The sequence below is a fragment of the Massilia sp. TS11 genome, assembly GCF_022012445.1.
GTDB lineage: Bacteria > Pseudomonadota > Gammaproteobacteria > Burkholderiales > Burkholderiaceae_D > Telluria.
The window spans coordinates 64,500-81,379 of sequence record NZ_JAKLTS010000010.1 but is presented as its reverse complement, the minus strand read 5'-3'; the positions used below and the strand labels follow the sequence as shown (position 1 = coordinate 81,379).

The window sequence follows — 16,880 nt, the reverse complement described above, 5'->3', positions numbered from 1 at the left end:
AAGCATAGCGCGTCTGGCCGGTGAATTCACCACTCGACCCGCGTTTTTTGCAATTCGTCGCAATCGTGACCAGTGTGCGCAGCGTCTGCCCTAAGCTGTCTCCATCCGCTACCTATTTGGAGATCAGCATGAAAGCTTTGTTTGGCGCCGCCGCCGTCCTCACCGCCCTGGGCCTGCCCCTGTCCCAGGCCATGGCCGATGAACTGGTCAACGAAGCGCGTCCCGTCACGGCCGCAGTGCAGCGCGTGAAACTGGGCGGGGTGGTGGATCTGCAGGTGAAACAAGGCGCGACGCCGGGTCTGGTGATCTACGGTGACAAGGGCATGGTCGCCAAGGTGATCACCGAGCAGCGCGGCGATACGCTGAACATCGATTTCGAATCGCGCAAAATGCATATCGAATTCGGCGGCAGCAGCAAGCGCCATCTGCGCGCGGAACTGACGCTGCCGGCGATGACGGAACTGGTGTCGAATGGCGTCGGCTCGACCGAAGTCTCGGGCTTCAGCGGCGAGCGCCTGAAACTGGATCTGGAAGGCGCCGGCGCCATCAAGGTCAACACCAGCTACCGCAAGCTCGATGCCCACCTCGGTGGCGTCGGCTCGCTTACGATCACCAACACCGCCACCGACACCATGAACCTGAGTATGCAGGGCGCGGGCGCCGTCACGCTCAATGGCAGCACGCGCAACCTGGTCGGCAAGCTCGGTGGCATCGGCAGCCTGGATGCGAAGAAGTTCGAAGCTGACAGTGTGGACCTCGATATGTCGGGTCTGGGCAGCGCCAGCGTGTACGCCAAGAGCAGCGCCAGCCTGAATCTGTCGGGCCTGGGCTCGGCCACCGTGTACGGCAAACCGGCCAACCGCAACACCAGCGCGCGCGGTCTGGGTTCGGTCAGCTGGCAGTAAGCCAGCGCCAGGTGGCGGCCACCCCGGCCGCCATGGCGACCCATACCAGTAGCACCAGATCGGGTGTGCCGAGCAGGTGCACCTGATCGAGCAGGCCGCCGCGCAGCAGACCATTGAGCCAAGTGAGCTTGTACAGCCAAATCACCGGCAAGGGCAGCACGCACAGGCCCAGCACCACCAGGCTGCGGCGCGGATGTTCGAGCGCACGCCAGGCCTGCAGCACCGGCGGCAGACAGGCTGCCAGCGTGATGGCGAAGGCGCCCCAGCGCGCCGCACTGGGCGAAATCGCATCGCCCAACACCGCCAGCAGAAACACCTTCTCGTCGCTGCCGCCAGTGGCTGCGGTCAGCATGCGGGCAAACGGCAGTGGCGCAAACACCAGCGCGAAGCCGAGCGCCCGGCGCAGCGGGGTCGCCGCGCGCAGCATCAGCACACCCAGCCACATCACCGCGTAACTGAAGACGGGACCCGCCAGCGGCGCCGCAAACGGCAGCGCTGGGACGCCCGTTGCGCAGCCCTGCCACACGTTGAAATCGCGCGGCCCATAGCAGCCGCTGATCAGACGCCCCACATTGATGTGCGCCTGCTCGTGCAGTTCACTGACCACGCCATTCAGGGTGAGGAAGGCAAGCGCGTACTTCCAGCCGATCGTGATTTTCATGGGCCGGATTGTAAGGCGGCGCGCCAGCAGCGGCGCGCCTTGATACAAATTTTTCAGTTACCGTTCAGGGCCGGCATCAAGGTGCGTGCCAGGGCGAGGAAGGCAGGCGCCATCAGCACCATCAGCAGCGTGGGGAAGATGAAGAAAATCAGCGGGAACATCAGCTTCAGGGCGATTTTCGCGGCCGCCTCCTCGGCCAGCATGCGCCGCTTGGTACGCAGATTGTCGGAGTGGACGCGCAAGGATTCGCCCATGCTGGTGCCGAAGCGCTCGGACTGCACGAGCATGGCGACCAGGGTGTCGATATCCTCCACGCCGGTGCGCAGGGCGAAGTTGCGCAGCGCCTTCTCCTTTGAAAAGCCCGCGCGCATCTCCATCAGCACCAGCTGCAGTTCCTCGGCCAGCACGCGGCTCTTGATGTCGATCTCGCTCGCCACCTTCATCATCGCGCGCTCCAGGCTCAGGCCCGCCTCCACGCAGACGGTCAGCAGGTCCAGGGCATCCGGTATGCATTCAAAGATCTCGGCTTGGCGGCGGCGCACGCGCTGCGCCAGCACCAGGTTGGGCAGGTAGTAGCCGGTGGTGGCAAGGAAGAACAGCAGCAGTAGAAAGGCGTTCGCCGGCACATGGCGCGGCAGGCTGACGGCGCTGACCACCACCAGCGCGGGCAAGCCGAGCGCCAGCAGGGTTTTGGCGGCGAAGTACAGCGTGGTGGAAGCCGGATCGCGCCAGCCGGCATTCATGAAACGGGTGCGCAGCGCGGAGCGCTCCCAGCCCTCCTCCGGCACCGACAGCTGCGAGAACGGGCGCGCCGCCTTCACCACACGCTCCACCCAGCCATTGGACGGCGCCTGCGTCTCTTCGCGTTTGCCGAGGAAGCCCTGCAGGCGCTGGCGCAAGCCGCCGCTGCCGAAGACGGCCATCGCCACCAGCGCAACGGCGGTGACGACAACGAACACCACCACCAGAAACAGGATCTGTGAGCCTTGCATGGCGGCCTCCTAGACTTTGATGCGCACCAGCCGGCGCAGCCACAGCACGCCCACCAGCATCATGCCAGCGCCGTACCACAGGATCTGGATGCCGGCCGGGTCGGTCCACAACACGCTGATATAGCGCCGGTTCGTCAGCGTCATCACGACGATGACGATGAACGGCAGCAGCCCCAGGACCCAGGCCGACAGGCGCCCTTCCGCCGACAGCACGCGCACCTGTGCGATCAACTTGAGGCGCGCGCGGATGATGCAGCCGATGGAGCTGAGAATATCGGCCAGATTGCCGCCCGATTCGCGCTGGATGAGGATGGCGATGACCATGTAGCGCAGGTCCGTCAGCGGCACGCGCGTAGCCAGCGAATGCAGGGCATCGTGCATCGACAGACCGTAATGAATCTCCTCGTGGGTAAAGCGGAATTCGCTGGCGATCGGCTCGGGCATCTCCGCGCCGAGCATGTGCAGGACATTGGTCAGCGAGTGGCCGGCGCGCAGCGCGCGCGCCAGGAAGTCCGCCACCTCGGGCAGCTGCTCCTCCAGCTTGCGCATGCGCTCACCGCGCAGGCGCACCACCATCAGCATCGGCACCATGCCGAAGCCGACCACGATCAGCATCGCCGGTGCCACCGGAATATCGCAGACCCGCACCACGATCCAGCCGAGGAACAGGCCGGTGAGGATCATCCCGATCAGGTGCGACAGCAGCCAGCGCAAGCCGGACTGCTGCAGCAGATGGTCAAGGCGCAGGGCCAGCGGCATACGGCGCAGCATGCGGTCGGCCGCCACGGAGCCAGCCAGGCGGCGCTGCTTGAGGATGCTGATCTGGTGCTCATGCGCGGCGGCGCCCGGCGTCATCAGGCGCAGGCGGCGCGCCACGCGCGCGGCCTGGCCCCCGCGGCTGCTGGACCACCACAGGTAGGCGCCTTCAATCAACAGGCTGACGGCGGCGAAGACCAGCACGGCGAAGGCATAGAACAGGGTATCCATGCGCCCTCCTATTCAAAGGTGCGGTCGGGATCGAACACGCTATCGGGCACTGGCACGCCGAACATGCGCAGGCGCTCGGCGAAGCGCGGACGAACGCCGCTGGCGCGGAAGTGGCCCAGCACCTTGCCGCTCGGGTCGATGCCGGTCTGCTCGAAGCGGAAGATCTCCTGCATCGCGATCACTTCGCCTTCCATGCCAGTGATCTCGGATACGCTCACCAGCTTGCGTCCGCCATCGGTCAGCCGCGCCACCTGCAGAATGACGGTGATGGCGGCGCAAATCTGCTGGCGCATGGCGCGCGCGAGCTGGTGGACGCCGGCCATGGCGACCATGTTCTCCAGGCGCGACAGCGCGTCGCGCGGCGTGTTCGAGTGGATCGTCGCGAAGGAGCCTTCGTGACCGGTGTTCATCGCCTGCAGCATGTCGAGGGCCTCGGCGCCGCGCACTTCGCCGAGGATGATGCGATCCGGGCGCATACGCAGTGCATTGCGCACCAGGGCGCGTTGATTGACCTCGCCTTTGCCCTCGATATTCGGCGGGCGCGTCTCCAGGCGCACCACGTGCGGCTGGCGCAGCTGCAGTTCGGCCGCATCTTCAATCGTCACGATGCGCTCTCCGGACGGAATGAAGCCAGAGAGCAGATTGAGCAAAGTCGTCTTGCCGCTGCCAGTGCCGCCCGAGATCAGGATATTCACCTTGGCCTGGGCCAGCGACTGCAGCACCTGCACCATCGGCGGGGTCAGGCTCTTCAGGTTCAGCAGATCGTCCACCGTGAGCGGCTTGGCCGAAAAGCGCCGGATCGACAGCAGCGGGCCGTCGACGGCCAGCGGCGGGATGATGGCGTTGACGCGCGAGCCATCGGGCAGGCGGGCGTCCACCATCGGGCTCGATTCATCCACCCGCCGCCCAACGCGTGAGACGATCTTCTCGATGATCTTCAGCAGGTGGGCGTTGTCGTTGAAGCTCACATCGGTCAGCTCCAGGCGTCCGCGCCGCTCGACGTAGACGCGTGAAGCGGTGTTGACGAGGATGTCGGAGATGGTCGGGTCGGACAGCAGCGGCTCGAGCGGGCCGAAGCCGAGCATCTCGTGCTGGATATCGAGCACCAGGTTATGCCGCTCGTGCTGATTGAGCACGATGCGCTCCTCCTCGATCAGGCGCTGCACCAGCAGGGCCAGTTCGTGTTTGAACTGCTCCGGCGTCAGGCGCTTCAGCCGCTCCAGGTCGATCCGGTCGAGGATCATCTGGTGCATGTGCTTCTTCAGCTCCTGATAGGCCTGGCTGTGGCCGGCCGGCGCCGGCGTACGCGGCTCGTCGTGGCCGGACAGGATTTCGCGCAGACTCATGGCACTCCTCCTCAATAGGTTTCGTGATCGGCGCGGCCGAACAGGCGGTCGAACAGGCCTTTGCTCTCGGCCACGCGGCGCGAGGTCACCAGCTCCACCAGCTCGGCCAGGCTGCGCGCGACCGCGCTGGCGCGCGCAATCTGCAGCACCGGCACGCCCTGGTTCACCGAATCGGTCACGGCCACGTAGTCGTTCGGTACCGTGTGCACCACCTGGGCGCCGAGCGCGTTCTGCACGTCCTGCAGGCGCAGGCGGCCGCCCTTCTCGTAGCGATTGACGATCAGGCGGATCTGATCGATCGGGTAGCCGAGCGAGCGGAAGATGTCGAGCAGGCGGCGGCCGTCGCGGATGTCGGGCAGACCAAGCTGCAGCACCGGATAGATGGCGTCGGCTTCATCGAGCGCGCGCAGCGAGAGCGCGTCGATCTGCCGGCCGACGTCGAGCACGATGTAGTCGTAATGCTGGCGCGCGATGCGCAGCACCGTCTCCATCTGCTCCGGCTTGGGCGCGGTGTCGCTGTCGGCCGCCGCCAGCACGCCGAAATTGGGCGCCACCTGCACGGCCGAGGATTCGAGGAAGGCGCCGTCGATGCGCTGGATCTGGCTGCAGACGTCAGCCAGCGTCATGCCGGGCTTCTGGTCCGAGACGTACAGCGTCGCATCGCCGAACTGTCCATGCAGGTCGATCAGCAGCACCTTCTTGGCGGCCAGCGTCGCCAGCGCATAGGCAAAATTGGTCGAGATGAAAGTGGCCCCGCTGCCGCCCTTGCAGGCGATGAAGGCAAGGACCTTCCCATCGCGCATATTGGCCACCCCGGCAGCGAGGTCGATGCGATCCATCGCCTCGTGAAAGGCGCGGTGCACGAGCGGCAGTTCGAGCACCTCGCGCACGCCGGCGCGCATGGCGCGGATCAGCACCTCCTGCTGCTCGCCGCGCGTCAGCAGCATGAAGCTGGCGCTCGCGTAGTGGCGGGTGAGGCGGTCGATGCCCTCGGCCGCTGTGGCATCAAAATCGCTGGCATCGATGATGACCAGTTCGGGCGCTTCGGCCAGGCGTTCGAGCGCATCGCGCATGCTGGTGCGGCTTTCGGCGACGCTCAGGGCGGGCACGCGGGCGGCGCCCTGGGCGGCGATCTCGGTATGCAGTTGACTGTCGCGGGTGATGATCAAGGCTTTCATGGCGCACCTCTCGGAGGGAGAAGGACTCAGGGACAGGCATTGCTGCCGGGCTGGTAGCCCAGACTCTGTGCTGGCACGGTGGTGCTGGCGGTCGGCAGCGTGATGGCGCCGCCCAGATAGCTATTGAAGAAGCCAAACAGCGGCGTGTAGTCGAGCCCGGTGCAGTTGCTCGCGCCTTCCTTGCACAGGCTGGCGCGCACCAGGCGGATGCAATTGCTGCCGTAAGGGTCGCTCAGGCAATTGAGCTTGTTCTGGGCGGGACAGGCCGGCAAGCTGCTGAGTACGCTCATGCTGCCGTTCTCGCTCATCTGCAGATAGTCGATGCGCAGCGCTGCGGACTGGATCTCGGGTGCCAGCGGCAATTTGCCGTCGGGCGGCATCAGGGCGGTGATTCGCACGCCGTCGAGCTTGGCGGCATCCGTGAAGTCGGTCACCGTCGCCAGGCGCGCGGCGCGGCGCGTCACCTCCTGAATAGCGTTCCAGACATACAGGGCGCGCGCGCCTTCGATGCAGAGTAGCAAGAACAGAAAGAAGACGAGGCTGAGAATCGCGACCTCGACCGCGGCTGCGCCGCGCTGCGACTGTGGCCTAGTTTGCATAGGGCACCTTGACGCTGCCTTCGATCTCCACGAGTGTGTCGGCGGAGATGGCGGCCGCCACGAGGGCATCCAATTCTGGCACCGAGAATTGCATGTTGATACTGAGGCTCAAGGTCGACGGTGGACTGATACTTCCACAAGATGAATTGTCGCAACTGAGATACGCACTACCAACAGGCACCGATAAACGACTCTCGGCCGTGTCCGCGCTGATAAGACCCAAAGCCTGTGCGCGTAGCGTCCCGGCCCGATTTGGGTCGGTCACTTCCGCTTCCTCGGCCTGCGCAAAAAGCAAGGCGGCATTTCCGGCAGCCTTATGCAGCACGTTGTAACTCAAGAAGGCCTTGCCGAAGTAGATGGGCACTGGAATCAGGCTCAGAAATAAGACCAGGATCAGGGCACACTCAAATGCGGCGGCGCCGCGCTGGGATCGACGGTTCATTTGAAGAGCTCCACACGCGTTGTCAGCGCTTCATCTTTCACAGCACCGGCAAATTCAGCATAGATGCCGCTCGACGTTGCTTTCGCTGTCAAAAAGAACTTGCCGATGCCCAAAACTTGCGCTTGCACACCAGACCCGTTCGCAATCGGGCAGGCAAGCAGGGCCACGTGCACAAAACGCCGGTTCTTCAGGCCGGTATGGCTCGGCGACTGCGTGCTCGACTGATAGGGCGTACCGGAGGCCGGGTAACTGCTGTTCGCGGCTGGCGCCGACGGGCTGGCCGGGTAAAGCGTGGCCCAATCGCTCTTGGCAAACGTGGCATACGGCGGCGCCGCGCTGTATTTGGCCGCGCGCGTCGCCGCCCATAGCGGACCGTAGGCCCCCGCGCTGACGCTGCCCGGGTCGGCCAGGTCCGCAATCGTGATCAGACTGCTGCCCGAAGCTGCGGCGGCGCTTTGGCCGCTGATCGCGTTCATATACCAAGGGATATAGGCACCGTTGTACTGGCGGATATTCCGATCGGGCGGGGCCGTGTATTGGTTGCACGAAGAATTGCTGAAATCGTCGAAACGGCTGTTCAAGGCCGTCGCCAGGCCACCCGGAAACGGGTAGCGCACGAAGACCTTGCCCGTGCCGCCCGTCAGTGTGCGCAGGGGAATGCTGCCCGCGCACAGCAGCGGGGTGATCGCACTGCTGGCGAAATTGCTGTCAGAACTGCTGCCGCTGCCATCATTGACCGGGTTGATCAGGTAGTTGGCTGCAACATTGCCATTCGGATTGAGGTTCAGCAGGTTGTAGCCGACGCCACGCCGGAAGCCAAATTCAAGCAGCTCCTGATTGGCGGGCGGACGCGGAGCAGCCGGGGTCGAGGACAGCGCACAAATGCCGAGCGGAATTGCGCCGATCTGTGAGCGGCCTGCGACCGCCACGGCATGCAGACTGGCAGGCGTGCTGTCGCCACTGATCAAGAGCGAAAAGCCGAGCGCGACATCGCCGACCGGGCTGTCTTCGGCCAGGCTCTGCGTGTCGAGGCGCGCGTACAGCAGGCCCGAGGGCGCCGCGCGCGCCGCATCCACCGCCAGCCAGCCGGTGCTGCCATCGGGCGTCGTGGAAAAGCTCAGGGCGGTGTCGTTCCAGGGAAAGTTCTTCCACAAGGCGTAGCGGTTTCCCGTCACCACGGTGCGCGCAGCCTGCACGGCGGAATCGATGCCCGTGCTGGTCCCGTCGAGCTTGCGCGCGGCGGCCAGGGCGCCGGCATCGGCCGCGATCTGCAAGTCGGTCGCGCGGGCGAACATCTGCGCACCATCGAGGGCAATGCCGATGATGGCCAGAATCACCACGGCCATCATCGCAAACGCGACGGCAAACGCGCCACGCTGCCGCCGGATCGGCGCATGCTGTTTCATTTTGACAGGCCCACGATCATTGCTTGCGATTGCGCATGCATGTCAGGCTGGGCTGCCGCCTTGTGGTAGCTGGTGATGGCGGCCCGCGCCGTCGCCGCGTCGAGCACATCCTTCTGCGCCGCGCCGCCCTGGATCTGGGCCGCCCACAGCGCCCGCACCGTCTCGCCACCGGTGATCGGCGCGACCGTCGAACAGGCGCTGGCCAGCAGCATCAGCGGGAACAAGCAATAGCGTTTCATGGCGGCCTCCTAGTGTTGGACAGACGGTTCGACCGTCCCTTTCACATGCACATCCGCAGGCGAGGGCGGCGGCGTCTGGTCCGTGGGCAAGCGCACCGGGCCTTCGAGCGGCTTCACGAGGTGGGGCGTGACAACAAACACCAGCTCGCTACGATCATTCTGGTAATCCGTGCTACGGAACAAGGCGCCAAGCACCGGAATTTCGCCAAGGAAGGGAAACGCCTTCACATTGGCCACCGTGTTGTTCTTGATCAGCCCACCGATGACAAAGGTCTGGCCGTCCATCAGCTGCACGGTGGTGGTGGCACGCCGCGTCGTCACCACCGGCAAGATCGCCGGGGTAAAACCGCCACCGCCGGTCACCCCGATGCCCTCGCGCGACAGTTCGGACACCTCGGGCGCCACAAACAGGTTGATGCGCCCGCCAGAAAGCACGGTCGGACGGAAGCGCAGACCAATGCCGAATTCCTTCTCCTGCAGGGTGATCTTGTTGTTGTCCTGGGACACAGGAATGAAGAATTTGCCGCCCGCCAGGAAACTACCTTCCTGGCCGCTGATGGCCATGACCGTCGGTTCCGCCAGCACGCGCACAAGATTGTTTTCCTTCTGCGCATCGAAACCGATCTTGTTGCCATTGCTCTTGGCGGCCTGCACGCCGGATTTCAATTGCCCGGTCACAAAGGCGGCGGCGGCCGTCGCCACCCAGCTCCCCGAGCTCAGCTTGAGCAGGGAATTGCCTTCGACTTTTTCCAGCAGGCTCTTCGACACTTCCGCCACCTTCACTTCGAGCATCACCTGCTGGGCCCCGAGCACCGTCAGCAGATTGACGATGCGCGACTCGCCGACCGGGCCCTGCTCGCGCGCCGGCTGGTCCTGATCCTCGTTCTTGCGCGTGGCGAGCGAGCGCAGCGGCCGGCGCACAAAGGCGGCCGCAATCTCCTGGGCGCGCGCCACCGCCTGGCTGTCGCTGACCACACCGCTGAGCACGATGGCGTCGCCGACGGCCTGCACCTTGATCTGCTTCTCCTCCGGCATCGTGTTGGCGAGTGCCAACTGCACGGCCGAAATGTCCATGCCCACATGCACATCGATGACATTGCAGGCGCCCGAGCGACCTTGCACGATGACATTCGTGCTGCCCAGATCCATGCCGACCAAATACAAGGTATCAGGCGACACCAGCATGGCCTGGGCCACCGCCGGATTGCCGAGGCTGCGGTTGGCCACGGGTTCGGGCATGCGCATCAGCGTCGATTTGCCGACTACGAGGGCAATCTCCGTCGGCGTGGCGGCACCCGAGCAGGCGGGGCCGGACACCGTATGTTCCGGCATCGGCGCGGCCGGCTTGGCGGGCGTGCGCGGTGGCGCGGCGCCCCAGGCCGCATGCATCGCGATCAACAGGGGCAGGCAGGGGACAAGGCGACCGATCATGGCAGCTCCCTTCGCATCAGAAACATTCTTGGGTTTGATGCAGGCCGTCGATGGCGGCGCTGCACTGGCGCGACTTGGCCGCCGCCACCACGGCCGGTTTGGGCGCGCTGGCCTTGGGCTTGGGCACGGGCGGCGGCGGCGTTTGCAGGCCCAGCAGACTGTCCTTGGTGGCGCCCTCGGTCGCGGCCGGTTTCGGATCCACCTGGTTGCGCAGCACCAGGGACAAGGCGCCGACACTGCGCGCCAGGTCCAGCTTCTCGGCCTGCTCCGGGCTCACTTCCAGGGTCACGGCATTGACCACGCGCGGCTTGGTGTCGTCGCGGTTGACCTCCTGGGCCACGGCCAGCACGAGTATGCGTTCGAGCACAATCTTCGAGATGCTCTGCTCCTGGGTGACGCGCTGCTCGGGCGGCGGATCACGGTGGGTGCTGACGATGATGTCGACGTAATTGCCGGGCAGCGCGAAGCCCGCCACGCCGATCACATCATTGACGCGCACGGTGATCGCGCGCTTGCCCGGATCGATCAGGGCCGACAAACCGCCGAGCGTGCCGACCGGGGCCAGCTTGGCCTCCAGCACCGGTTCGCCACGCAACATGCTGGTGCGCAAGACCCGTCCATGCAGGGCGGCCGGATCGGCCAGTGCCCCGGGCGGCAGGCTGCCGACTGGCCAGTCGACCAGCTTCAGCAGCTCGGGCGCGAGGCGCTGACCGAGATTGATATCGGTCGCCGCCACCACCACCTGGCGCGTGCCCGGCCCGCCCTTGTTGACCAGCCAGCGCGAGGCCAGCACCACGGCCGCGATGCCCAGCACCACGGCCACCACCATCATTCCCACGGCGCGTGTCGGTTTCATGCGATCCTCTCCTGCAAGGTGACGGGGTCGGGCGCCTCGGCGGCGAACAGGCTGACCCAGGCCTGATCGAGCGCCGCCACCGACAGGCGCGGCGCCATGCCTTCATAGGCGGCAAAATCGAGCACACGGCCAAGCAACTCCGACACCGTGGCGGCCAGCAGCGGCTGCCCGGCGCCGGCGTGCAGATGGCGCAGCAGATAATCGAGCCCAGCCTCGTCGAACACGATGCGCTGCAGCCGGCACTGTTCGCGCACGAGGCGGCGGTAATTGCTTTCGGTCAGAGGACCGACAAACAGTTTGTAGGCCACGCGGCGCAGGAAGGCCTCGTCGGCGATCTGGGCCAAGGGCAGATTGGTGGCGAACACGATGGTCAGGTCGAGCGGCAGGCTGAGCGTCTGCCCCGCAGCCAGGCTCAGCTGGTCCTGGCCCAGGTCGAGCGGGCCGGTCCAGCGGTTCAGCAATTCGGACAGAGGCACGCGCTGGCGGCCCAGATCGTCAATCAGGAACAGGCCGCCATTGGCCAGCAGATGGGGCGGCGCCAGAAAGCAGCCGCGCTCGGCGTCGAAACGCAGATCGAGCATGGCGGCCGACAGTTCCGTGCCCGCCTGCACCAGGGGCCGCTGGCACAAAGTCCAGCGGGTATCGGTCCCGCGCCGCTCTTCGCCGTTGCGGAGCATCAAAGGGCTCGGCGCGGGGTGCAGCACGGGATCGTGGAAGGCGATCACCTGCTCCTCCGCCAACAGGGCGAAGGGCACGGCGATCATGCCCTGGCGCAGGCGGGCCAGCTTACGCGCCAGCGTGGTCTTGCCGCTGCCCGAAGGTCCGTGCAGCAAGAGCGCGCGGCTCGATTGCATGGCCGCCCCAATCACGGCCAGCATGGCCGGTTCCAGCACATCATCGGCAAACGCCGCCTGGACCTCGGCCGCGCTGACGTCACCATTGCGCGCACGCACGGCCTGGCGCTCGACCATCTGCCGGTAGGCATCGACCGTCACCGGCGCCGGGCCCGTGTAGCGGCAGCGCACCAGGGCCTCCTGGGCGCGCAGCTTGCCCTGGGCCGTGAGCTGGTAGGCGATGTCGATGTCGGATTCGCCGCGCCAGGTGATTTCGACCAGCTGCTCGGCGCCCAGGCCATCGAGCACCTCGCGCAGCACATTGATCGACAGACGCAGCTTGGCGGTCAGCACCGGCAGCAACAGCTTGCCGCTGTTAAACAGGGTCTTCAGCACCAGGGCGTCGACCCAGGCCGGCGGCAGGCCGGTGTCGCGCACGCATTTCGGTTGCGGCGGCACCAGCGGCGGCACGCGCAGATCTGCATCATTGCTCAGAACATCCATCATGCTGTTTCTCCTCCTGCCGAGAATTGATTCTGCCGAGCTCAGCCTTACCGCTCTTGAGCAATAGCAAGCTCAGAACAGGTGCCGCAGCCCGATCTCAAACAGCGTGCCGGCGGCGATCGCCAGGCCATAGGGCAGGCCGCCGACACTGGCCGCGGGCGCCAGCGGCGGCGCGCCCAAGCCGGCCAGACGCAGCCACATCTGGTGCAGATTCGCAATCAAGCGCGACAACTGGCCGCGCGCGGCCGTCACCGCCAGGGCCATGAAGCCGCCAAAACAACAAGTGGCCAAGGCAATCGCGCACACGCCACCAGGACCGACGAAGGCGCCGACCGTGGCCAGCAGCTTCACATCGCCGGCGGCCATACCGCGCAGAAGATACAAAGGGAGGAACAGGGCCAGTCCCGTGGCGGCGCCAGCGGCCGCATTGGCCACGGCCGGGCCGGGCGAGGCCGACAATAGGTGCAGCAGCAGGGCCAGCAGCAGACCGGCGGCCAGCAGGCGATTCGGAATCGTCCGTGTTCGGACATCTTGCGCAGCCGCGAGCACGACCAGCAGCAGCACACTGGCTTCGAGAGCGAATTGAGGATTCATCACACACTCCGGGCGGGGCGAAAAAAAACCGCCACGCGCACCGGGCCCGGTGCGCGCGACGGCCAACGACGATTACTGCGTCAGCACACCCTTGATCTTCGTAAAGGTCGCGGTCAGCCCGTCGGTCAAGAGCACGATCGCCACAGACAGACCGGCAGCCACCATGGCTGCGATCAGGCCATACTCGATTGCGGTCACACCGTTCTCATCCTGGACGAAGGTGTGCGCAGCACGGATCAGCGATTTCATTTTGACCTCCTCATAGTGCGTTGATGAAGGACTCTGGCGGGAACCGGGATCCGCGGCCCACGCCATTAGTGGCATCTTAGGAGTCGGAAAAATCCGCAAGTTGACGGTCCGCAAGATTTCCAAGCGGCATCAAGCTTTTCTATGGGAAACTTGAGATACGTGAAGAGGTCAAACGATGGCGATTTTCCGGCTTTCCCGGATTGCCTAGACTTTCAAAAAACATTATGCTGCGAAGCTATTTTCCGGGAACCGCGTTTAGCTTGGCTGCACACTGCCTGGCGTACAGAACAACGAGAAGGTCGGGCGATGATTGACAGTCGGTGGTGGCACTCAGCATAGCGGAATGGATTCCCTCCTGAAACACATGGTGGACATGACTGGCCACCGCGATCACTCGATGCTCGACATCTCGGTGCTGGCGGCCGTCCAGGAATTGTCGGGCGCGCGGCGCACCCGCGTGCTGACCATTGGCGCGGTGCGCGGACGAAAGTTCGTGCGCGCGCGCGCCGTCGCCATCCCCGGCCAGCCGCCGCGCATGGAGGACGGCCCCGAGCCAGGCCTGCCCGGCGATCCGCTCGAACACTTCCCCGCTCTGGCCAACTGCATCGCCAACCGCGAGGCCTGCGCCGAACTGGTCGAAGCCGACGGCAGCATGCTGCTGTGGATGCCGATCTGGATCGGCGACAAGCTCGACACCGTGCTCGAGATCCATATGCCGGAGAAATGCGATCCCGACCGCGTGCAGATGATCCTCGGCATCGTCGCCGTCTACCGCAATTTCCAGAACCTGCTCGACTACAGCGAACGCGATTCGCTGACCGGCCTGCTCAACCGCAAGACCTTTGACGACCAGTTGTCAAAGATGCTGCAGACCAGCGCCGAAGAACTGAATCTGCCGGGCGCGCCCGAACGGCGCCACCACAGCGAACAGGAAAAGAACTGGCTGGCCGTGGTCGACGTCGACCACTTCAAGGCCGTGAATGACCGCTTCGGCCATCTGTATGGCGACGAGGTGCTGATCCTGATCGCCAATCTGCTGACCTCCTCGTTCCGCGCCCAGGACCGCGTGTTCCGTTTCGGCGGCGAGGAGTTCGTCGTGCTGCTGCGTTCCACCTCCCTGGAAAACGCGCGCAAGATCATCGAACGCTTCCGCAAAAACGTCGAATCCCACGTCTTCCCCCAGGTCGGCAAAGTCACGGTGAGCGTCGGCTTTGTGACCGTCAGCGCCTACGAATCGCCGGTCGCCACGCTCGGCCGCGCCGACCAGGCCCTGTACTACGCCAAGAGCCACGGGCGCAACCAGGCCTGCCACTACGACGACCTGGTGCAGACCGGCGAATTGCAGTCGGCGGCCTCGAACGACACCGCCGAATTCTTCTGAACTCAGGCCTCGGCCAGGGCCATGAAGCGCATCGGGTCGACATTCCATTTGGCCGGCGACTCGTGGCGCACGATCTTGTCGCCGCCGCCGAAACCGAGCGCGCGCGACAGGTCTACCGTCTCCGGCTTGATGTAGACATTCTTCTTGGTGTTGAAGAAGACATTGACCTTGGGCGCCAGCAGATTGGTCTCGTGCGGCTCGACCACCACGCCGAGGCGGCCCGATTCCAGCAGCACCATGGTGCCGACCGGATAGATCCCGACGCAGCGCATAAATTCCTGCACATACTTCGGATTGAAGTGGAACTTGCTCCACTCATAAATCTTGCGCAGGGCCTCGGCCGCGGGCAGGCCTTTGTGATAGCAGCGATCGGCCGTGATCGCATCGTAGACGTCGACAATCGCGGCCATCTGCGCCAATTCGGAAATCGTGCCCTCGCCCTGTTTGTCCGGATAGCCGGAGCCGTCGCGGCGCTCGTGGTGGTGCAGGGTAATGTCGAGCGGAATCGGACCGATCTCGGGTGACTTGAGCAGAATGTCGTAGCCGTCCTTCGGGTGCTTTTTAATCAGCAGGAATTCTTCGTCCGTCAGCGGGCCCGGCTTGTTGAGCACCTTGTCCGGCACCAGGGCCTTGCCGGTGTCGTGCAGCAGACCACCGAGCCCGGCCTGATAGGTCGTGTCCGCATCCATCCCGCGCGAGCGGCAGAAGGCCACCAGCAGGGCGCACACGCTGACCGAGTGCAGGAAGGTGTAGTCGTCCTTGGTTTTGATGCGCAGCATGCCCAGCAGGGCGCCCGGATTGCGCAGGATCGATTCGGTAATCGTCTGCACCATCGGCGAGACCTGCTCGACCTCGATCGCCTTGCCCAGGCGCGCATCCTGCATGACCGAGCGCACCAGCCCCGAGGCCTGGTGGCGGATCACGCTGGCGCGCTTGAGTTCCTCGCCCAGGCTCACGCGCTGCGGCGCGGCCGGCGCCTCCTGGGCCAGGGCCGTCAGCTCCTTTTCCGTCTGGGCGCGTGCCTCGGCCAGCGTCGGCGCGTCCTGCACGTCCAAGCCCTTGTCGCTGTCGATCACCACGTCGTGGATACCGGCCTGGATGATCTTGCGGATCTCGTCGTCGGAACTGATCTTGAAACGGTTGCGCACGAAGGGGTGGGTCATCCAGTCGACACTGAGGTCATGGATGTACATGCCCACCTTGAGTTGGGACGCGTCAATCTTTTTGAGCATACGGCACCTGCATTTCTGATATCGCGCACAACTGGCGCGATAGAATGAGTATAGCGCCTGGCCCCACCCCTGAGACAGCTATTTGATGGAACTTCGCCAACTTCGTTATTTCGTTGCTATCGTTAATCAAGGTTCGCTGTCGCGCGCGGCCCAGGTGCTGCACATCGCGCAACCGGCGCTGACCCAGCAGCTGCGCCAACTCGAAGACGAACTCGGCGCGCAGCTGCTGCACCGTACGGCCCAGGGCGTCAGCAGCACCGAAGCCGGCAAATTGTTCTACGAGCATGCCCTGGCCATCCTCAAGCAGGTCGCCGATGCCGCCTCGGCCGTCACGCAGACCGCCGCCAGCCCGGCCGGCCATGTGACCCTGGGCCTGCCGCACAGCATCTCGGGCGCCCTCGCCCTGCCGCTGCTGCAGGCCGTGCAGAGCCAGTACCCGGACATCACCCTGCAATTGTCGGAAGAGCTGTCGGGCAATCTGATCGACCAGCTGAAATCGGGCCGCGTCAATCTGGCCGTGCTGTTTGACGATGGCCAGCTCGGGAACTTCGCCACCACGCCGCTGGTCGAAGAAGAGCTGATGTTCATTGGCGCCCCAGCGCGCGTGCAGGGCAAGTCGCGCAGCAAAACGCCGCGCCCGCTGGCCCTGGCCGAGGTGCTGGCCCAGCCGCTGATCCTGCCCGTGCAGGGCCAGGGCGTGCGTCCGCGCATCGAGGCCGTGGCGGCCCAGGCCGGGCTCGCGCTCGGACAGGTGTTGGAAATCAATTCCATCGCCATTCTCAAATCGGCCCTGCTGGCCGACATGGGCGGCACCATCCTGCCGCTGGCCCCGCTGCAGGCCGAGGTCGCCAGTGGCGCCCTCGCCGCCCGCCCCATCTGTTCGCCGGCCATTTCGCGCACGGTCACCTTGTGTGCGTCCAAGAGCATTCCGCTCACCCAGGCCGGACAGGCCGTCAGCCGCCTCGTGGCCCAGGTCACGCGCGGCCAGTGCCAGAGCGGCCAGTGGATGGGCGCCCATCTGCTCAGCTAATGTTTCGGCCATGCT

At 65.2% G+C, this 16,880-nt stretch carries 18 protein-coding genes; 3 read left to right on the top strand and 15 right to left on the bottom strand.

The annotated features are described in order from the left end of the window. Window positions 1–128 precede the first annotated feature (128 nt). A complete protein-coding gene (locus tag LZ005_RS15865) occupies window positions 129–905 on the top strand; it encodes a GIN domain-containing protein (RefSeq protein ID WP_237809135.1) in 777 nt (258 codons plus the stop codon). On the opposite strand, the gene LZ005_RS15860 is transcribed toward LZ005_RS15865, so the two are convergent. From LZ005_RS15860 to LZ005_RS15795, 14 genes are all read right to left on the bottom strand, one after another. After that, window positions 892–1,566, bottom strand: a complete 675-nt coding sequence (locus LZ005_RS15860; RefSeq protein WP_237809133.1) for a hypothetical protein — start codon at window positions 1,564–1,566, stop codon at window positions 892–894. The two genes, LZ005_RS15865 and LZ005_RS15860, sit on opposite strands and share 14 nt — an antisense overlap. Before the next feature lie 53 nt (window positions 1,567–1,619). Continuing rightward, window positions 1,620–2,558, bottom strand: a complete 939-nt coding sequence (locus LZ005_RS15855) for a type II secretion system F family protein (RefSeq protein ID WP_237809132.1) — start codon at window positions 2,556–2,558, stop codon at window positions 1,620–1,622. Between the two features lie 9 nt (window positions 2,559–2,567). After that, window positions 2,568–3,545 carry a type II secretion system F family protein gene (locus LZ005_RS15850; protein ID WP_237809130.1) on the bottom strand — a complete coding sequence of 326 codons (978 nt, stop codon included), beginning with the start codon at window positions 3,543–3,545 and terminating at the stop codon, window positions 2,568–2,570. 8 nt (window positions 3,546–3,553) lie between these two features. Next, the gene (locus LZ005_RS15845) at window positions 3,554–4,891 is read right to left on the bottom strand and encodes a CpaF family protein (protein ID WP_237809127.1); all 1,338 of its coding nucleotides are present in this window, start codon (window positions 4,889–4,891) and stop codon (window positions 3,554–3,556) included. An 11-nt stretch (window positions 4,892–4,902) separates the two neighbouring features. Further along, complete coding sequence (locus tag LZ005_RS15840) at window positions 4,903–6,069, bottom strand: AAA family ATPase (RefSeq protein ID WP_237809125.1); 1,167 nt, start codon at window positions 6,067–6,069, stop codon at window positions 4,903–4,905. 26 nt (window positions 6,070–6,095) lie between these two features. Further along, a complete protein-coding gene (locus LZ005_RS15835) occupies window positions 6,096–6,668 on the bottom strand; it encodes a TadE/TadG family type IV pilus assembly protein (RefSeq protein WP_237809124.1) in 573 nt (190 codons plus the stop codon). Continuing rightward, the gene (locus LZ005_RS15830; protein WP_237809122.1) at window positions 6,658–7,110 is read right to left on the bottom strand and encodes a TadE/TadG family type IV pilus assembly protein; all 453 of its coding nucleotides are present in this window, start codon (window positions 7,108–7,110) and stop codon (window positions 6,658–6,660) included. The genes LZ005_RS15835 and LZ005_RS15830 overlap by 11 nt, the downstream gene beginning before the upstream one ends. Continuing rightward, window positions 7,107–8,516, bottom strand: a complete 1,410-nt coding sequence (locus LZ005_RS15825) for a pilus assembly protein TadG-related protein (RefSeq protein ID WP_237809121.1) — start codon at window positions 8,514–8,516, stop codon at window positions 7,107–7,109. Before LZ005_RS15825 ends, LZ005_RS15830 begins: the two co-directional genes overlap by 4 nt. After that, window positions 8,513–8,755 carry a hypothetical protein gene (locus tag LZ005_RS15820; RefSeq protein WP_237809119.1) on the bottom strand — a complete coding sequence of 81 codons (243 nt, stop codon included), beginning with the start codon at window positions 8,753–8,755 and terminating at the stop codon, window positions 8,513–8,515. The genes LZ005_RS15825 and LZ005_RS15820 overlap by 4 nt, the downstream gene beginning before the upstream one ends. A gap of 9 nt (window positions 8,756–8,764) precedes the next feature. Further along, on the bottom strand, window positions 8,765–10,186 hold the full coding sequence (locus tag LZ005_RS15815; protein WP_237809118.1) for a type II and III secretion system protein family protein: 1,422 nt from the start codon (window positions 10,184–10,186) through the stop codon (window positions 8,765–8,767). Between the two features lie 16 nt (window positions 10,187–10,202). Then, window positions 10,203–11,042, bottom strand: a complete 840-nt coding sequence (gene cpaB, locus LZ005_RS15810; protein ID WP_237809115.1) for a Flp pilus assembly protein CpaB — start codon at window positions 11,040–11,042, stop codon at window positions 10,203–10,205. Continuing rightward, a complete protein-coding gene (locus tag LZ005_RS15805; RefSeq protein WP_237809113.1) occupies window positions 11,039–12,382 on the bottom strand; it encodes an ATP-binding protein in 1,344 nt (447 codons plus the stop codon). The genes cpaB and LZ005_RS15805 overlap by 4 nt, the downstream gene beginning before the upstream one ends. A 69-nt stretch (window positions 12,383–12,451) precedes the next feature. Further along, on the bottom strand, window positions 12,452–12,973 hold the full coding sequence (locus LZ005_RS15800; protein ID WP_237809112.1) for a prepilin peptidase: 522 nt from the start codon (window positions 12,971–12,973) through the stop codon (window positions 12,452–12,454). A 72-nt stretch (window positions 12,974–13,045) separates the two neighbouring features. After that, window positions 13,046–13,222, bottom strand: a complete 177-nt coding sequence (locus LZ005_RS15795; RefSeq protein WP_237809110.1) for a Flp family type IVb pilin — start codon at window positions 13,220–13,222, stop codon at window positions 13,046–13,048. Between the two features lie 343 nt (window positions 13,223–13,565). Here LZ005_RS15795 and LZ005_RS15790 point away from each other — a divergent pair, with 343 nt between their 5' ends. After that, window positions 13,566–14,603, top strand: coding sequence for a GGDEF domain-containing protein (locus LZ005_RS15790; RefSeq protein ID WP_237809108.1), 1,038 nt, complete (start codon window positions 13,566–13,568; stop codon window positions 14,601–14,603). Window positions 14,604–14,605: 2 nt separating this feature from the next. Here LZ005_RS15790 and LZ005_RS15785 read toward each other — a convergent pair whose 3' ends face one another. Next, window positions 14,606–15,835, bottom strand: coding sequence for an HD-GYP domain-containing protein (locus LZ005_RS15785; protein ID WP_237809107.1), 1,230 nt, complete (start codon window positions 15,833–15,835; stop codon window positions 14,606–14,608). Between the two features lie 85 nt (window positions 15,836–15,920). Between LZ005_RS15785 and LZ005_RS15780 the strand changes: the two genes are divergently transcribed. Then, a complete protein-coding gene (locus tag LZ005_RS15780; RefSeq protein WP_237809105.1) occupies window positions 15,921–16,865 on the top strand; it encodes a LysR substrate-binding domain-containing protein in 945 nt (314 codons plus the stop codon). The last annotated feature ends 15 nt before the right edge of the window (window positions 16,866–16,880 follow it).